Origin of the sequence: Achromobacter sp. JD417 (assembly GCF_041879325.1) — a bacterium.
In the GTDB taxonomy this organism is placed as follows: Bacteria; Pseudomonadota; Gammaproteobacteria; order Burkholderiales; family Burkholderiaceae_B; genus Achromobacter; species Achromobacter mucicolens.
Window position 1 is genome coordinate 551,218 of sequence record NZ_CP087159.1, and the last position, 16,697, is coordinate 567,914.

Below are 16,697 nucleotides of genomic sequence, written 5' to 3' on the forward strand. Positions count from 1 at the left end.
CTGGGGCTAAGGCAGGACCTGGGGCGCCGCGATGCGCCCCAGAATCTTTTCGACGGCCACGCCGATCGCGAGCACTTTGCGGTCCTCGCCCGGCAGGCCATCGATCTCCAATCCCACCGGCAGACCCTGCGCCGACAGCCCGGCCGGCACGCTCAGGCCCGGCAGGCCTGCGTTGCTGCCCGGGTCCACGTTGCGCGCCAGGCGCGCGAAGGTCTCGAAGCTGCTGGCCTCGGGCGTGGCCGCGGGCGGTTGGACAGGCACGGTCGGAAACAGCAGGCCGTCCAACGCGTGTTCCTTGAACGCGCGGCGGTAGACGTCGATGAGTTCGCGCCGGCCGCCCGCGATGGCATGTTCGTACAGCGGTTGCAGCGGCAGGACCTGGCCGTCCGGCGTGGGCAGCACGCCCGGCACTATCAGGTTGTCGAAGATGCCTTTCACGTCCGGGCTGGAAATCTGCGCGACCACCTCGTCAAAGCTCACGCCCACGTGATATCGCGCCAGATAGGCCGTCAGGTCGGGCTTCTGTTCGAACAGGCACAGGGGCATGCCGACTGCCGCGTTGGCGGCCGGTAGATCGGGCATGTCCAGGTCCACAAGCGTTACACCGGCCGCGCGCAGCGTGTTCAATGCGGCTTCGGAAACCGCCTGCACCTCGGGATCAAGGTCGGCCCAGAAATAGGCGGCCACGCCCAGGCGGATGCTGGCCGGCGGCAATGGCGCCAGCGGCTCGGTCTGTCCCGTCAGAATCGAATCCAGCAGCACGATGTCTGCCATGCTGTTGGCGATGGGGCCTGCCGTGTCGCGCGTATGCGAGATCGGTGTGATGCCCGCGCCGTCGTAGCGGCCCACCGTCGGGCGAAAGCCTGCCGACCCATTCACTGAGGCGGGCAGGCGCACCGAGGCGCCGGTATCGGTGCCCAGCGCGGCGGGCGCCAGCCGCGCGCCCACCGCCGCGCCGCTGCCCGACGACGAGCCGCCGGCGATCAGGCGCGCGTCATAGGCGTTGCGCGTGCCCTCGCCGTCCGGTCCCGGAAAAGCGGTGTTGTAGCCGGACACCCCGAACGCCAGCTCATGCATGTTGGTCTTGCCCAGGATGACGGCGCCGGCTTCACGCAGCCGCTGCACGACGGGCGCGTCCTCGGCGGGACGGAAGTCCTTGAGCGCGGGCGTGCCGGCCGTGTTCGGCAGCCCGGCGACGTGGATGTTGTCCTTGATGGCGATGGGCACGCCGCCCAGCGGGCCGTTGCCGGGCGCCGCATCGTAGGCGCGCGCCTGCGCCAGGGCGCCGTCGCGGTCGACGGTGATGAATGCGTTCAGGTCCTGGCGGGCGTCGATGCGGTCCAGGCAGGCCTCGGTCAGGGCAACGCTGGTGAGGCGGCCCTCGCGAATGCGGGTTGCCGCCTCGATGACGGTCAGGTCCGCCAAGTCGGCGGGCAAGGGCTGGTCGGTCGGGCTGGGCATGGCGCTTAATCCTTGGCTGTCGGTCGATCCGTATCTATACAGGGGTGGCACGGGGGCTGTCGAGAGGGCTGCCGCGCCGCGCGTAGTGGAAAACCACGATGGCGAAAATTGGTAGACCAAATACGATTTGGTCAGACCAATTCAAGGCGCCATGAAGTTGCATTCGCTAGCCAAACCCGAGGTTTTCTCCAGCCGTTCCGCGCCCGACCGCGGTTACCTGCGGCTGGCCGCGCAGATCCACGCGCTGGTGGCGCAGGGTGAATTCGCCGCCGGCCAGCGGCTGCCGGCCGAACGCGCGCTGGCCGAGCGCTTTGACGTCAGCCGCACGTCCGTGCGCGAGGCCATCATTGCGTTGGAACTGCAGGGCGTGGTGGAGGTGCGGGGCGGCTCGGGCATCTACGTCTGCGAGCCGGATGCGAGCCGGCCGCCCACGATGCCGGAGGCGGGCGCCGGCCCCTTCGAGCTGCTGCGCGCGCGCTGCCTGATCGAATCCGAGATCGCCGCGCTGGCGGCCACCACCCGCACCGACGGGGACCTGGACCGCATCTTCGAGGCGCTGACGGCCATGCGAGACCGGATGACGGACAAGGACGCCAACGCCGAGGCCGACCGGCGCTTTCACCTGTGCATCGCCCAATCCACGGGCAACAGCGTGCTGCTGGCGACGGTGACGTCGATGTGGGACCAGGCTCGGGGCCCGGTCTGGGAAAAGATGGAACAGCATTTCCATACGCAGGCGTTGCGCCAGGCGTCGCAGGCCGATCACCAGCGCATCTTCGGCGCGCTGGTGGCCCGCGACGCGCAGGAAGCGCGGCAGGCGATGCACGATCACCTGGAACGGGTGATCGGCGAATTTGCACAAGGGTGGCGCTGATGCTCAATTGCATGATCCACGGGGCGCAAGACCTGCGCCTGGACACCTCGGACCCGCAGCCCTTGGGGCCGTCGCAGGTGCGTGTCGGCGTCAAGGCCGTCGGCATCTGCGGGTCGGACCTGCATTACTTCCGGCACGGCCGGGTGGGGGATTTTGTCATCCGCGAACCGCTGACGCCGGGGCACGAGGCGTCCGGGCAGGTGCTGGAGGTGGGTGCGGGCGTGACGGCGGTCAAGCCCGGCGACCGCGTTGCCTTGGATCCGGCGCGCACGTGCGGCGTGTGCCGCTATTGCCGGCAGGGCGATTCCAATCATTGCGAGGCCGTGCATTTCTTCGGCAGCGCCAGCCGCTATCCGCACATGCAGGGCGCGATGCGCGAAGAGGTGGTGGTGCACGAGCGGCAATGCGTGCCGGTGCCGGATTCGCTGTCCTTCGAACTGGCCGCGTTTGGCGAGCCGCTGGCGGTGGCGTTGCACGCGGTGCGCAGCGCGGGATCGCTGCTGGGCAGAACGGCGATGGTGGTGGGCGCGGGCCCCATCGGCGCGCTGATTCTGATGGCGGCGCGGTTGGCAGGCGCCAGCCGGGTCATCGTGGTGGACATCGTGGACCAGACGCTGGCGGCGTGCGCGCGCGTGGGCGCGTCGCAAACCATCAACGCGGCCACGGACCCGGACGCGCTGGACGCGCTGGCGGCGGGCAAGGGATCAGTGGACGTGTGCTTCGAGGCGTCGGGCAGCTACGCGGGGCTGGCAAGCTGCCTGCGCGCCGCGCGGCCGCGTGGCGTCGTCGTCACGGTGGGCACGTTGTCCGGCAGCAGCGAGGCGTGCCCCTTCAACCAGATCATGGTCAAGAGCCTGACGTGCGTCGGCAGCTTCCGTTTTGTGGACGAATACGCGATGGCCGTGGATTGCCTGGCGCGCGGCTTGATCGACGTGTCGCCGCTGCTGACGGCGGCCGTGCCGGTTGCGCGCGTGCACGACGCCTTCGCGCTGGCGGGCGATCGCAACCAGGCGATGAAAGTGATGGTGACGTTCTGACTCCGCGGCCGCCTCGCGCGGCCGTCCCTCTCTCCTGTAGCCGGAAGCCAAGATGAAGATTACGAATGCACGCGTGATTGTCTGTTGTCCGGGCCGCAACTTCGTGACCCTGAAGATTGAAACCGACCAGGGCCTGACCGGCATCGGCGACGCGACGCTGAACGGGCGCGAGCTGGCGGTGGCGGCCTACCTGACCGAGCATGTCATCCCGTGCCTGATCGGGCGCGACGCGCATCAGATCGAGGACATCTGGCAGTACCTGTACAAGGGCGCATATTGGCGGCGCGGGCCGGTCACCATGACCGCCATCGCGGGCGTGGACACGGCGCTGTGGGACCTGAAGGCCAAGGCTGCCGGCATGCCGCTGTACCAGCTTCTGGGCGGCAAGAGCCGCAGCGGCGTGATGGTCTACGGCCATGCCAACGGTTCGGACATCGAGCACACCGTGGACGAAGTGCTGCGCTACGCCGACATGGGTTATCGCGCCATCCGCGCGCAAAGCGGCGTGCCGGGGTTGGAGAAGGTGTACGGCGTGGGCCGGGGCACGTTGTTCTACGAGCCCGCCGACGCGGACCTGCCCAGCGAGCATGACTGGTCCACCGAAAAGTATCTGCGCCACGCGCCGCAGCTGTTCGAACGCGTCCGCGAGAAGCTGGGTTTCGAGCACCATCTGCTGCACGACGTGCATCACCGGCTGACCCCCATCGAGGCCGCGCGCCTGGGCAAGTCGCTGGAACCCTACAACCTCTTCTGGATGGAGGACGCCACGCCCGCTGAAAACCAGGAGGCGTTCCGGCTGATCCGTCAGCACACCACCACGCCGCTGGCGGTGGGCGAAGTCTTCAACACGATCTGGGACTGCAAGGACCTGGTGCAGAACCAGCTCATCGACTACATCCGCACCACGGTCGTCCACGCCGGCGGCATCACGCATCTGCGCCGCATTGCCGACATGGCCTCGCTCTACCAGGTGCGCACCGGCTGCCACGGCGCCACGGACCTGTCGCCGGTGTGCATGGGCGCGGCGCTGCACTTTGACCTGTGGGTACCGAATTTCGGCATCCAGGAATACATGCGGCACACCGACGAAACGGATGCCGTCTTCCCGCACGCCTACACGTTCGAGCAGGGCATGCTGTATCCGGGCGAGGCCCCGGGCCACGGCGTCGACATCGACGAGAAGCTGGCGGCGCGGTACCCCTATCAGCGCGCGTACCTGCCCGTGAACCGGTTGCAGCACGACGGCACGCTATGGAACTGGTAGGCGAGGGCGGCCGGCTGAACGCGGGGACGCTGGACGCCTTGCCCGCGCACGTGGCGCGTCCTGGTTTTGACCGGGCCGCGCTGGGCATCGGCATCGTGCATCTGGGCCTGGGCGCCTTCGCGCGGGCGCATCTGGCCGCAGTGAACGACGCCGCGCTGCGCGCGGGCGCGAGTGCGGATTGGGGCATCTGCGGCGTGTCGTTGCGCCAGACCGATACGCGCGACGCGTTGGCGCCGCAGGACGGCCTTTACGCGCTGGCGCTGCGCGATGCCGACGCCAGTGGCGCGCCCCGGCAACGCCTTGGCGTGATCGGCTGCCTGCGCGAGACGCTGGTCGCGCCCGAGGATCCGCAAGCCGTGCTGGACCGCATTGCGGCGCCCGGCACGCGCATCGTCAGCATCACGGTCACCGAGAAGGGCTATTGCCACGATCCGGCCAGCGGCCGCCTGAATCCGGACCATCCCGACATCGTTCACGACCTTGCGCACCCCGCGACGCCGCGGGGGGTAATCGGGTTTCTCGTGCACGGCCTGCAGTTGCGCCGCGCGGCGGGCCTGGCGCCGGTCACGGTGATGTCGCTGGACAACCTGCCCGCCAATGGCCACCTGCTGCGCGCGCTGGTGCTCACGTTCGCGGCACGCGTGGACGCCGGGTTAGCCGAATGGATCGCGTCGGCGTGCACGTTTCCGTGCTCGATGGTCGACCGCATCGTGCCGCGTACGACGGACGCGGACCGCAAGGCGATCGCTGCGGCGCTGGGCGTGCGAGACGCTTGGCCGGTGGTGGCAGAGCCCTATCTGGAATGGGTCGTCGAAGACCGGTTTGCGGCGGGCCGGCCCGACTGGGCCGCGGGCGGCGCGCGCTTCGTGGCGGACGCGGCGCCGTTCGAAACGCTGAAGCTGCGCATGGTCAACGGTGCGCATTCGGCGCTGGCGTATCTGTCGGTGATAGCGGGGTGGGCCACCGTGGACGAGGCGATGGCGCAGCCGGGCATGCGGCGGTATCTACGCGCGCTGATGGGGCAGGAGATCGAGCCGACGCTGCCGCCGCTGCCGGGGCTGGATCTGGCTGCGTACGGGGAAGGGCTGCTGCATCGGTTTGCCAATCCGGCGCTCCGGCACCAGACGCGGCAGATCGCGATGGACGGTTCGCAGAAATTGCCGCAGCGGCTGCTCGGCACCGTGCGCGACCGGCTGGCGGTGGATGCGCCGATCCCCGGGTTGGCGCTGGCGGTGGCGGGATGGCTGCATTTCCTGCGCGGGGCGGATGAGGCGGGGCGCGTCTACGAGATCCAGGATCCGATGGCCCAAGCGCTGGCGCATCGTCGTGAGCTGGCCGAGCAGGCGGCGCGGCAGGCCGGCGAGGGGCCGGCGGCGATGCTGGCCTGGGCGGGCGTGATGACGGGCTTTGAACCGGTGTTCGGAGACCTGGGACAGGAGCCGCGATTCGTGCGGGCGGTAGGCGCGGCTGCGCAGTTGCTGCGCAGCCAGGGTGTCGCGGGCGCCCTGTCCGCGATGCATCGCGCGTCGGCGGGCTGACGCGGTGGCGCCTGCGGGCCGGCTCAGGCTTGCCGTTCAGCCCGGCTTGCGCACCACGATGGTCGCCGTGTCGCTGGTGAACGAGGCATCGTCGCGCACGTCGAAGTGCGCGCGCACGACGTCCGGCGCGATGCCGAACATGTGGCGCAGCGCGGCCACCAGCGTATCGGGCGTGCGCATGCGCGTGACCCACGACTGGAATTCCAGCGGCAGGCGGCGCGGGGCCAGTTCCTGCAGCGTGAAGCCGGCCTCGGTAAGCATGCGGGTCCATTCGGCCACCGAGTAGTCGCGCACGTGCGAGGTGTCGCGCAGCACCTCGATGGTTTGCAGCCAGGTGTCCAGCAGCGGTTCGCCCGGCGACACCACGTCGGCGAACACGGCAATGCCGCCTGGCTTGAGCACGCGGAAGGCCTCGCGCAGGCCGCGCCCGGCGTCCTGCCAGTGGTGGGTGGAATAGCGCGACATCACCAGGTCGAATTCGCCGTCGCCAAAGGGCAGGTACTCGGCCTTGCCTTGCCGGGTGACCAGATTGGCCAGGCCACGCTTGGCGGCTTCGGCGGCGACGACGTCCAGCATCTGCTGCGACAGGTCGTAGGCGGTCACCTGCGCGACTTGCGGGGCCACGTGAAAGCTCACGTGGCCGCCGCCACAGCCCAGATCCAAGACGCGCGCGGCGGGGTGCTGGCCGGCAATGGCGGCCATCTGAACCAGGTCTTCGCCTTGCGCGTGGACGGCGCTGGTCAGGTAGGCGGCGGCGCGGGGGCTGAATTGGCGGTCGACGGCGGCGTCGTGGGTGCTGGCGGTCATGAGGGGTCCTTGTGTCGGGAACGCGGCGCGGGTTGTTGCCGGGAATTCTTTCGAGATTGCGAAAGGGTGCAGGCGCTAAGATAGGCGGGCCCGTATACACGTACAAGCCCATTGCTCATCCTGGTATGAATACTTCCCCCCAGCCCGTCACGCCCGGCCACGAAGGCTCTCATCTGCGCCGCCACGCGCTGGGCGAGTTTGTGCGCAGCGCGCGGTCGCGCATCACGCCGCAGATGGCGGGCCTGCCCGAGGGATCGCGCCGCCGCACGCCCGGCCTGCGGCGCGAAGAGGTGGCGCAGCTTTGCGGCATCAGCGTCACCTGGTACACGTGGATCGAGCAGGGGCGCGAGGTGTCGGTGTCGCCGTCGGTGTGGTCACGCATCGCCGGCGTGCTGCAACTGGCGCGGGCGGAACGCGCCTATCTGTTTGACCTGGCCGATTGCGCCGACCCGCAGCACGCCCGCGACGACGCCGGCGGCGCGCCGGGCCCGCTGCAGGAATGTGTGAACGCGATCAATGCGCCGGCCTATGTGCTGGACCGCGCCTGGAACGTGCTGGCGTGCAATGCGTCGCTGGTCGACCTGTTCGACCACTGGCCCGAACGCGACCCCGCCCCGAACCTGCTGCGATACATCTTCCTGGACCCCGCCGCGCGCGAGCTGGTGGTCGACTGGGACCAACGCGCCCGCCGCGTGGTGGCCGAATTTCGCGCCGATGCGGGCGCACACCTGGACGAACCGGCCGTGCTGGCGCTGCTGGACAGCCTGAGCCGGCAAAGCGTGGTCTTCTCACACTGGTGGACCCGCCACGCGGTGGTGGAGCGCGAAGGCGGCCTGCGCGAATTCCAGCACCCGCGCCGCGGCAAACTGGCGTATCAGCAGATCACCTTCCGCCTGGCGACGCACCCGGATCTGAAGCTGGTGATGCTGCTGAGCGGGGCGGGGGTCTGACTCTGGAATGGGACGGCGCCGTAGATTGCCCGGCGTTTTCCGCCAAGGTGCAACGGTGCTGCTGTTTGACCGGTGTCTGACACCCGAGGGAGATGGCCGAGGGCTTGTTGCTGCGCCGCAGGGGTGTCAGACACCTGCGTTGGCGTGCGCGTGACCGATGTTTGACCAAGGCGCGACGGTGCTGCCGCTTGAACGGTGTCTGACACCCTGGAGCGGCGGTCGTGGGTGTGGCGCAGTGTTGGCAGGGTGTCTGACACCGCTCAAGCCCACGCCGGATTACCCGCCCGATCGCTACGCCGCGTTTTCCCCGCCAAACAGGCTGTCCTGCATCCCCGCATCCACCAGCCCCTGCAGCAGCTTCTTGACCGGCGCGGGCAGCGCCATCGTCCCCAGCTTGTCCGCCGGCACCCAGCGCTCGGGTAGCGCTGGTTCGCGCAGGGCGACCGCGCGCACGGGCACGAGCCACGGGCGGATGTGCAGCCGGTAGTGCGTGAACGTGTGGGCGAAAGCGGCAAGTTCGAAGCGCTGCTCGGGCTCCAGCCCCAATGCGCGGGATGCGCTGTCGGGGTCGCCTGCCGCGTCGAATTCGGGCAGGCTCCACAGCCCGCCCCAGATGCCCGGTTCGGGGCGCTGCTGCAGCAGGAAAGCGCCCTTGTGCCGCAGCACCAACATACAGGTCTCGCGCTCGGGAATCGCCTTGCGCACCTTGGGCGTGGGCAGCTCTGCCTGACGTCCCTCTCGGCGGGCGACGCAGGTCTCTGCCACGGGGCATCTGTCGCAGGCGGGCTTGCCGCGTGTGCAGAGCGTGGCGCCCAAGTCCATCAGCCCCTGCGTGTACGCTGCCATGTCGAGTCCCGGCGCGGCGTCCACCTGCGCATGCGCCAGCGCCCAGAGACGCTGCTCGACCTCGCGCTTGGCCGGATCGCCCGCTATGCCGAAGTGACGGGTGAACACGCGCTTGACGTTGCCGTCCAGGATGGGCGAACGCTCGCCGTTCGAGAACGCGGCAATGGCCGCGGCCGTGGACCGGCCGATGCCGGGCAGGGTGGCGATGGCCTCGGCGGTGGGCGGAAAGCGCCCGTCCCAGTCGCGCACGATTTCCTGGGCGCAGCGGTGCAGATTGCGGGCGCGGGCGTAATAGCCCAGGCCGGCCCAGTACCGCATCACGTCTTCCTGCGAGGCGGCGGCCAGCGCCGCGACGTTCGGAAAGCGTTGCAGAAAGCGCTCGTAGTAGGGGATGACGGTGGCTACCTGGGTCTGCTGCAGCATGATTTCGGATAGCCAGATCCGGTAGGGATCCCGGGTGTTCTGCCAGGGGAGATCGTGGCGGCCGTGCTGGCGCTGCCAGGCGACGATGCGAGGGGCGAAGTCCATGCCGGCAATTATCGCATCGCCCTATTGCCCGCCCGTGGGCCAGGGGGTACAACCGAAAGGACTAGCGTCAGCTGGCCCTATTTTTTGGCCAGCTGGCGCGGCAAGCGCGATTCGGCCCGCAGAAGGCGTGAACGCATCAGGACTTCACTTTCACGGCCCTTGCTGGCCCGCGTGCGTTCTGTGGAGCTGCGCGCCGCTTGTTGGGGCATCCGATGTTGGAGTAGACATGAATGCCCCCCTCACGCCCGCCGTCCGCGCGGCGCTCGAATCCGTTCAGCTCGACGACAAATACACCCTGCAATCCGGCCGCGCCTGGATGAGCGGCATCCACGCGCTGGTGCGGCTGCCCATGATGCAGCGCGTGCGCGATGCGCAAGCAGGGTTGAACACGGCGGGATTCGTGTCGGGGTACCGGGGCTCGCCGCTGGGCGGCGTCGACCAGAACATGTGGAAGGCCGCCGCGCATCTGAAGGCGCACCACGTCGAGTTCCAGCCGGGCATCAATGAAGACCTGGCCGCGACGGCGGTGTGGGGCACGCAGCAGGTGAACCTCTTTCCCGGCGCCAAGTACGACGGCGTGTTCGGCATGTGGTACGGCAAGGGGCCGGGCGTGGACCGCTGCGGCGACGTCTTCAAGCATGCCAACGCGGCGGGCACGGCGCGCCACGGCGGCGTGCTGGTGGTGGCGGGCGATGACCACCCCGCCAAGTCGTCGACCCTGCCGCATCAGAGCGACCACATCCTGAAGGCCTGCATGATCCCGGTGCTGTTCCCGTCCAGCGTGCAGGAGGTGATGGACTACGGCCTGCACGGCTGGGCGATGAGCCGGTACGCGGGGGTGTGGGTCGGCATGAAGTGCATCACCGACATCGTGGAGGTATCGGCGTCGGTGGACGTGGATCCGCACCGGGTGCGCATCGTGCTGCCCGAGGATTTCCAGCTTCCTCCGGACGGTCTGAACATCCGGTTGCCTGACACGCCGTTGCAGCAGGAAGCGCGGCTCTTGGACTACAAGCTGTACGCGGCGCTGGCCTATGCGCGCGCCAACGGATTGAACCGGGAGCTCTGGGAGGTGCCGCAGCAGGCGGCGCGCTTTGGCATCATGACCTCGGGCAAGGCCTATCTGGACACGCGCCAGGCGCTGTCGGACCTGGGGTTGTCCGAAGACGTGTGCCGGCGCATCGGGGTGCGGCTGTTCAAGGTGGGCATGGTGTGGCCGCTGGAGTCCACGGGCACGCAGCGTTTCGCGGAAGGGCTGGACGAGATCCTGGTCGTGGAGGAAAAGCGCCAGGTGCTGGAGTACCAGCTGAAGGAGGAACTCTTCAGCTGGATCGGCAGCGGCAAGAAGCTTCCTCGGGTGGTGGGCAAGTTCGACGACAAGGACGGCGGCGAATGGTCGGTGCCGCAGGGCAACTGGCTGCTGCCGGCGCATTACGAGTTTTCGCCCGCGATGGTTGCCAAGGCGATCGCGGCGCGCCTGTTGCGTTTCGCGTTGCCGGACGACGTGCGCGCGGGCATCGAGGCGCGGATGGAATTCATCCGTGCGCGCGAAGCGGCGCTGGCGCGTCCGCGCGTGGTCGAAGAGCGCAAGCCCTGGTTCTGTTCGGGCTGTCCGCATAACACGTCGACGCGCCTGCCGGAGGGGTCTCGCGGCATGGCGGGCATCGGTTGCCACTACATGGTGCGATGGATGGACCGCGGCACGGACGTTTTCACGCAGATGGGCGGCGAGGGCGTGCCGTGGTTGGGGCAGGCGCCCTTTACCGAGGAAAAGCACGTGTTTGCGAACCTGGGCGACGGCACCTACTTTCATTCGGGGCTGCTGGCGATTCGGGCAGCGGTGGCGGCCAAGGCGCCGATCACATACAAGATCCTGTTCAACGACGCGGTCGCAATGACGGGCGGGCAGCCGGTGGACGGCCCGATCAGCGTGCCGATGATCACGCGCCAAGTGGCGGCCGAGGGCATCGAGAAGATCGTGGTGGTGACGGACGATCCGCGCAAGTACGTGGAGGTGTCGGATTTGGCGCCGGGTGTGCCGGTGCGCCATCGCGACGAGCTGGACGCGGTGATGCGCGAGCTGCGCGAGCATCCGGGCGTGTCGGTGCTGATCTACGACCAGACCTGCGCCACGGAAAAGCGCCGCCGCCGCAAGCGCAATGCCTATCCGGATCCGGCGCGCCGCGTGGTCATCAATGAACGGGTGTGCGAGGGGTGTGGCGACTGCTCGGCGAAGTCGAACTGTCTGTCGGTGGAGCCGCCGGAGACCGAGTTCGGACGCAAGCGCAAGATCAACCAGTCAAGCTGCAACAAGGATTTTTCCTGTCTGAAGGGCTTTTGCCCGAGCCTGGTGACGGTGGAGGGCGGCAAGTTGAAGAAGCCGCCCGCGTTGGCGCAATCGGGCGGTGCGCCGGATGAGGATGTGCCGGCGCCTCGTTTGCATAGTCTGGATGTGCCTTATGGCGTCTTTATCGCGGGGGTCGGCGGCACGGGCGTGGTGACGATCGGCCAGTTGCTGGGCATGGCGGCGCACCTGGAGGGCAAGGGCTGTTCGGTGCTGGACATGGCGGGGCTGGCGCAGAAGGGCGGCGCGGTGTTTTCCCACGTGGTGCTGGCCGGTTCGCCGGATCATCTGCTGAACACGCGGGTGGCGATGGGCGAGGCAGACCTGCTGCTGGCGGGCGATCTGGTGGTGGCGACGAGTCCGGAGGCGATGGCCCGGGTGACGCCAGGGCGCACGCATGTGTTGCTCAATAGCGATACGGCGCCGACGGCGGCGTTCGTGTCGAACCCATCGTGGACGCTGCCGGGCGCGAACCTGACGTCGGATCTGCAAAGCGCGTGCGGCAAGGACAACCTGGCCGCGGTGGACGCAGCCGCGATGGCGGTGGTGCTGCTGGGCGATGCGATCTACTCAAATCCGCTGATGATGGGCTACGCATTCCAGAAGGGCTGGATACCGCTGTCGCGCGAGGCGCTGTTGCGGGCGATCGAACTGAACGGCCAGCAGGTGGCGAACAATCTTGCGGCATTCGCATGGGGACGCCGCGCGGCGCACGAGCCGGCGGCGGTGGCGCGTCTGATGGCCAACGGCGGCGTGTCGCCCGCGCAGCCGGACGACATCATCGAGATCACGCGGCCGCGGGCGCCGACTCCCGTGGCGGACTTGAAGCAGCCGGCGGGCGAACTGGCGCGAATGGTGGCGGTGCGCGAGGCGTTCCTGACGCAGTACCAGGACGCGGCGTATGCAAAGCAGTACACGGACCTGGTGAACAAGGTGACGCTGGCGGAGCGGGAGGCGACGGGCACGAACCGATTGGCGCTGGCGGTGGCGCGCTATTACTTCAAGTTGATGGCCTACAAGGACGAGTACGAAGTCGCGCGGCTGTACTCGGACGGGGAGTTTGTGAAGCGGGTGGGTGAGCAGTTCGAGGGGGATTGGAAGCTGCGCTTTCACCTGGCGCCACCGGTGTTTGCGCGACGGGACAAGGACGGGCATCTGGTGAAGCGGGCTTACGGACCGGGGATGCTGAAGGTGTTTGGCGTGCTGGCGCGGATGCGGTTCTTGCGCGGGTCGCGGTTCGATCCGTTCGGGTATACGAAGGAGCGGCGGGCGGAGCGGGCGTTGATCCAGGAGTATCGGGAGACGATGACGGCGATCTTGGGGAAGCTGAATCGCGGGAATATGGATAAGGCGGTGGCGCTGGCTAGCGTACCCGAGGAGATTCGCGGGTACGGGCATGTGAAGGAGGCGTCGATGGTGCGGGCTGAGGCGACGCGGGAGGAGTTGTTGAAGGGGTTTACCGCAAGGGTGGTGGCGATTGGGGTTCGGGCGGCTTGAATCGTGATGGTTGCTGGCTGACGGCTGATGGCTGCCAGCGGTGGGAAAGGTTCTTTAGACGCCCGGCGCGGCGTCGGCCTGGGGCGCGCGGGGCTACGATTGCGGTCCGGAGCCTTCGCTCCGGACTGCCCCTTCGTCATCTTCGTCAGCGCCTTCGGCGCTTCCTTCAGATTCCCTCGGGCGCATCTACACGCCCCGCGCACCCCAGGCCGACGCCGCACCGGGCTCGAGTGGCCTGAGCTTGGCGGGAGCTGGGTCGGGCGGAGTTCTTGAGGTGCTTTTCGACGGCAGCGTGGTTTTGAAGCAGTTTGCGCTGCCCGTCACCGTTCGGCCGCGCGGGCGGCCTCCGGTGACTTACGCGGCGTCTTGCGTCGTGGCGATGACGCTTCGCGTGTGGCGGCTTGGTTGTTGAGTTCTTGCCGCCATCGGCTACTGCGTAGGCGTCAGACACCCACGGCGTAGGTGTCTGACACCCTTGAAATGACGGCTCAACTTGCCACAGTGTCGCTGGGTGTCTGACACCGGTTCTGGGTCACGGGGTGTCTGACACCGGTTCTCCAATGCGCCCTTACTTGCCCGCCCCAGCCGACCAGCCTTTCGACAATTCCACCGCCTGCCGCCACCGCTTCATCCGCGCTTCCCGGACAGATTCCGGCCAAGTCGGGCTGAACGTGCGTTCGGCCTGCCACTTCGATGCAAATTCATCCTGGCTCGACCAGAAACCAACAGCCAAACCAGCCAGGCCTGCCGCGCCCAACGCCGTGGACTCTGGAACGCGCGGACGCACGACCGGAACGCCCAGAATGTCAGCCTGCATCTGCATCAGCAAGTCATTGCGTGCAGCGCCGCCGTCGACGCGCAGTTCCGTCAGGGCGATGCCGCTGTCGGCGTTCATGCAGGTGAGTAGTTCGGCGCTTTGCAGGGCGATGGATTCCAGCGTGGCGCGGGCGATGTGGGCTCGGGTGGTGCCGCGGGTCAGGCCGACGAGGGTGCCGCGGGCGTAGGGGTCCCAGTGGGGGGCGCCCAGGCCGGCGAAGGCGGGGACCATGAAGACGTCGTCGGTGTCGGAGACGCTGGCGGCCAGGGATTCGATGTCTTCGGAGCGCTGGATGATGCCCAGACCGTCGCGCAGCCATTGGACGGCTGCGCCGGCGACGAAGACGCCGCCTTCCAGCATGTAGGCGGGCTTCCATTTGTCGTGGCCGGGTTGGGGCAGGCCCCAGCCGACCGTGGACAAGAGGTTGTTGCGCGATTCGACGGGTTTGTCGCCGACGTTCATGAGCATGAAGCAGCCGGTGCCGTAGGTGTTCTTGGCCATGCCGGGCGTGAAGCAGGCCTGGCCGAAGGTGGCGGCCTGCTGGTCGCCGGCGACGCCGGCGATGGGCACGGAGCCGCCCAGCCATTCGGGCAGGGCGTCGCCGACGATGGCGCTGCTGGGCGCAATCTGGGGCAGCACGCTGCGCGGGATGTTGAGCAGCGCCAGGATGTCGTCGTTCCAGTCCTGCGTGTGCAGGTCGAACAGCATGGTGCGCGAGGCGTTGCTGGGGTCTGTGCTGTGGACGGCGCCGCCGGTCAGTTGCCAGATGAGCCAGGTGTCGACGGTGCCGAAGGCCAGTTCGCCGCGTTCGGCCATGCTGCGCGCGCCGGGCACGTGGTCCAGCAGCCAGGCGAGCTTGGTGCCGGAGAAGTAGGCGTCGACGACCAGGCCGGTGCGCGCCTGCAGGAAGTCGCCATGGCCGTCCTGGCGGAGCTTGTCGCACAGGGGCGCGGTGCGGCGGTCTTGCCAGACGATGGCGCGGGCAAGCGGACGGCCGGTGGCGCGTTCCCAGATGAGGGTGGTTTCGCGCTGGTTGGTGATGCCGATGGCGGCGATGTCGGCGGCGGCCGCGCCGGCGTTGCGCAGGGCTTCGCGGGCGACGTCGAGCTGGCTGTGCCAGATCTCGTTGGCATCGTGCTCGACCCAGCCCGGACGCGGATAGTGCTGGCGGAATTCGCGTTGGCCAACGCCGCGCACGACGCCTTCGCGGTCAAAGACGATGGCTCGGGAGCTGGTCGTGCCCTGGTCCAGGGCTAGGACAAATTCATTCGTCGTCACTGTTTTTCGCGCCGTTCAGGTGTGCCCCGGCCAGCGGGTCGAGGCGTCTAAAGGAGAAGGTCGATGCCATGCACAGCAGGCCGATGACGACGAAGCCGGCGACCACGTCGCTGATGGCCAGCGTTTCGGCGCCGCGCAGCGACATGCTGATGTTCAGCGTGACCGCGGCCACCCCGACGCCCAGCGTGATGCCCAGTTGCTGCGCCATGGCCGAGAAGCTGCTGGCGCGGCTCATCTTGGCGGGCGGGATGTCGGCATAGGTTAGCGTATTTACCCCGGTGAACTGCAGCGACCGGAAGAAGCCGCCCACCAGCAGGATGGCGATCATCAGCCAGACGGGCGTGGCCGGGTTGAAGGCGCCGCAGACGATGATGAAGCCGCCGGTCAGGATGGCGTTCAGGGTCAGCACGCGGCGAAAGCCGAAGCGCTGCACGATGGGCGTGGCGACGAATTTCATCAGCAGCGCGCCGGCGGCGCTGGCGAAGGTGATGAGGCCGGCCGAGAACGGCGACAGCCCAAAGCCTACCTGCAGCAGCATGGCCAGGAGGAAGGGCGTGGCGCCGACGGCGAACCGGCACAGGTTGCCGCCCAGCGTGGAGATGGCGAAGGTGGGAATCCGCATCAGGGACAGGTCGATGATGGGATGTTCGGTGCGCCGCGCGTGCACGCCGTACAGCAGCCCGCAGACGATGCCCACGCCGATGAGGCTGAGCAGGATGGGCAGCGGCATGACGTCGCGGCCGATGGCCTCGAAGCCGCTGACCAGCGTGGCCAGGCACACCGAGCTGAGCAGGAAGCCGATCCAGTCCAGGCGGGGCGTGCCGGTTTCGCGGATTTCCGCGACAAAGCGCAGGACCAGGAAGATGCCCAGGATGCCGATGGGGATGTTGATCAGGAAGATCCAGTGCCACGACATGTACGTGACCATGAAGCCGCCCAGCGGCGGTCCGATCACCGGTCCCAGCAGCGCCGGAATGGACAGGAAGGACATGGCCTTGAGCAGATCCTGCTTGGGCACGGTGCGCAAGAGGATGATCCGCCCCACGGGCACCATCATGGCGCCCGCCATGCCCTGCACGATCCGCGCCAGCACGAGCTGTTGCAGATCCTGCGACAGGGCGCAGGCGACGGAACTGAGCGTGAACAGGCCGATCGCGGTGATGAAGACGCGCCGGGCGCCGTAGCGGTCGGCCGCCCAGCCGCTGATGGGCACGAAGACGGCGACGGCCAGCAGGTAGGAGGTGATGGCCACGTTGAGCCGCACGGGGGTGGACCCCAGGGCCCGGGCCATGGCGGGCAGGGCGGTCGCCACGACCGTGGCGTCCAGCATCTGCATGAAGAGCGCGCACCCCACGATGAAGGGGATCATGCGCGCCGCGCGCACCGCGTCCGGGGTTGAGGGCGGAGCGGGATTGGCTGCGGCGGCGGATTCTGCGGACATGTCGGAAGGCTGCAA

Annotated in this window: 11 protein-coding genes; 6 read left to right on the plus strand and 5 right to left on the minus strand. The window is 68.3% G+C overall.

The window, feature by feature from the left end; translation table 11 throughout:
• Nucleotides 1–6: 6 nt before the first annotated feature.
• Nucleotides 7–1,461 carry an indoleacetamide hydrolase gene (iaaH, locus tag LN047_RS02505; protein WP_373981098.1) on the minus strand — a complete coding sequence of 485 codons (1,455 nt, stop codon included), beginning with the start codon at nt 1,459–1,461 and terminating at the stop codon, nt 7–9.
• Between the two features lie 151 nt (nt 1,462–1,612).
• Between iaaH and LN047_RS02510 the strand changes: the two genes are divergently transcribed.
• Genes LN047_RS02510 through LN047_RS02525 form a run of 4 tightly spaced genes read left to right on the plus strand, consistent with a single transcriptional unit; the run spans nt 1,613 to nt 6,174 of the window.
• Nucleotides 1,613–2,335 (plus strand): FadR/GntR family transcriptional regulator, encoded by a 723-nt coding sequence (locus LN047_RS02510; protein WP_373981099.1) that lies wholly within the window; start codon nt 1,613–1,615, stop codon nt 2,333–2,335.
• Complete coding sequence (locus LN047_RS02515; protein ID WP_373981100.1) at nt 2,335–3,372, plus strand: L-idonate 5-dehydrogenase; 1,038 nt, start codon at nt 2,335–2,337, stop codon at nt 3,370–3,372. The genes LN047_RS02510 and LN047_RS02515 overlap by 1 nt, the downstream gene beginning before the upstream one ends.
• Before the next feature lie 52 nt (nt 3,373–3,424).
• The gene (gene manD, locus LN047_RS02520; RefSeq protein WP_062840238.1) at nt 3,425–4,636 is read left to right on the plus strand and encodes a D-mannonate dehydratase ManD; all 1,212 of its coding nucleotides are present in this window, start codon (nt 3,425–3,427) and stop codon (nt 4,634–4,636) included.
• Nucleotides 4,624–6,174: a mannitol dehydrogenase family protein gene (locus LN047_RS02525; protein ID WP_373981101.1), complete on the plus strand. Its 1,551-nt coding sequence runs from the start codon at nt 4,624–4,626 to the stop codon at nt 6,172–6,174. The genes manD and LN047_RS02525 overlap by 13 nt, the downstream gene beginning before the upstream one ends.
• A gap of 36 nt (nt 6,175–6,210) precedes the next feature.
• On the opposite strand, the gene LN047_RS02530 is transcribed toward LN047_RS02525, so the two are convergent.
• Nucleotides 6,211–6,981: a class I SAM-dependent methyltransferase gene (locus tag LN047_RS02530; protein ID WP_142051450.1), complete on the minus strand. Its 771-nt coding sequence runs from the start codon at nt 6,979–6,981 to the stop codon at nt 6,211–6,213.
• A gap of 125 nt (nt 6,982–7,106) precedes the next feature.
• Here LN047_RS02530 and LN047_RS02535 point away from each other — a divergent pair, with 125 nt between their 5' ends.
• A complete protein-coding gene (locus tag LN047_RS02535; RefSeq protein ID WP_373981102.1) occupies nt 7,107–7,931 on the plus strand; it encodes a helix-turn-helix transcriptional regulator in 825 nt (274 codons plus the stop codon).
• 291 nt (nt 7,932–8,222) lie between these two features.
• On the opposite strand, the gene mutY is transcribed toward LN047_RS02535, so the two are convergent.
• Nucleotides 8,223–9,305: an A/G-specific adenine glycosylase gene (gene mutY / locus LN047_RS02540; protein ID WP_373981103.1), complete on the minus strand. Its 1,083-nt coding sequence runs from the start codon at nt 9,303–9,305 to the stop codon at nt 8,223–8,225.
• 226 nt (nt 9,306–9,531) lie between these two features.
• On the opposite strand from mutY, the gene LN047_RS02545 reads away from it, so the two are divergent.
• The gene (locus LN047_RS02545) at nt 9,532–13,146 is read left to right on the plus strand and encodes an indolepyruvate ferredoxin oxidoreductase family protein (protein WP_373981104.1); all 3,615 of its coding nucleotides are present in this window, start codon (nt 9,532–9,534) and stop codon (nt 13,144–13,146) included.
• Nucleotides 13,147–13,714: 568 nt separating this feature from the next.
• Here the strand turns inward: LN047_RS02545 and glpK are convergent.
• Nucleotides 13,715–15,241, minus strand: coding sequence for a glycerol kinase GlpK (gene glpK, locus LN047_RS02550; RefSeq protein ID WP_056327511.1), 1,527 nt, complete (start codon nt 15,239–15,241; stop codon nt 13,715–13,717).
• Nucleotides 15,228–16,682, minus strand: a complete 1,455-nt coding sequence (locus LN047_RS02555) for a DHA2 family efflux MFS transporter permease subunit (RefSeq protein ID WP_062840234.1) — start codon at nt 16,680–16,682, stop codon at nt 15,228–15,230. Before LN047_RS02555 ends, glpK begins: the two co-directional genes overlap by 14 nt.
• Between the last annotated feature and the right edge of the window lie 15 nt (nt 16,683–16,697).

What these genes read in the sequence shown, in the direction of transcription:
- iaaH (WP_373981098.1), bottom strand. Translation starts at nt 1,461, where the DNA reads ATGCCCAGCCCGACCGACCAGCCCTTGCCCGCCGACTTGGCGGACCTG.
- LN047_RS02510 (WP_373981099.1), top strand. Translation starts at nt 1,613, where the DNA reads ATGAAGTTGCATTCGCTAGCCAAACCCGAGGTTTTCTCCAGCCGTTCC.
- LN047_RS02515 (WP_373981100.1), top strand. Translation starts at nt 2,335, where the DNA reads ATGCTCAATTGCATGATCCACGGGGCGCAAGACCTGCGCCTGGACACC.
- manD (WP_062840238.1), top strand. Translation starts at nt 3,425, where the DNA reads ATGAAGATTACGAATGCACGCGTGATTGTCTGTTGTCCGGGCCGCAAC.
- LN047_RS02525 (WP_373981101.1), top strand. Translation starts at nt 4,624, where the DNA reads ATGGAACTGGTAGGCGAGGGCGGCCGGCTGAACGCGGGGACGCTGGAC.
- LN047_RS02530 (WP_142051450.1), bottom strand. Translation starts at nt 6,981, where the DNA reads ATGACCGCCAGCACCCACGACGCCGCCGTCGACCGCCAATTCAGCCCC.
- LN047_RS02535 (WP_373981102.1), top strand. Translation starts at nt 7,107, where the DNA reads ATGAATACTTCCCCCCAGCCCGTCACGCCCGGCCACGAAGGCTCTCAT.
- mutY (WP_373981103.1), bottom strand. Translation starts at nt 9,305, where the DNA reads ATGGACTTCGCCCCTCGCATCGTCGCCTGGCAGCGCCAGCACGGCCGC.
- LN047_RS02545 (WP_373981104.1), top strand. Translation starts at nt 9,532, where the DNA reads ATGAATGCCCCCCTCACGCCCGCCGTCCGCGCGGCGCTCGAATCCGTT.
- LN047_RS02555 (WP_062840234.1), bottom strand. Translation starts at nt 16,682, where the DNA reads ATGTCCGCAGAATCCGCCGCCGCAGCCAATCCCGCTCCGCCCTCAACC.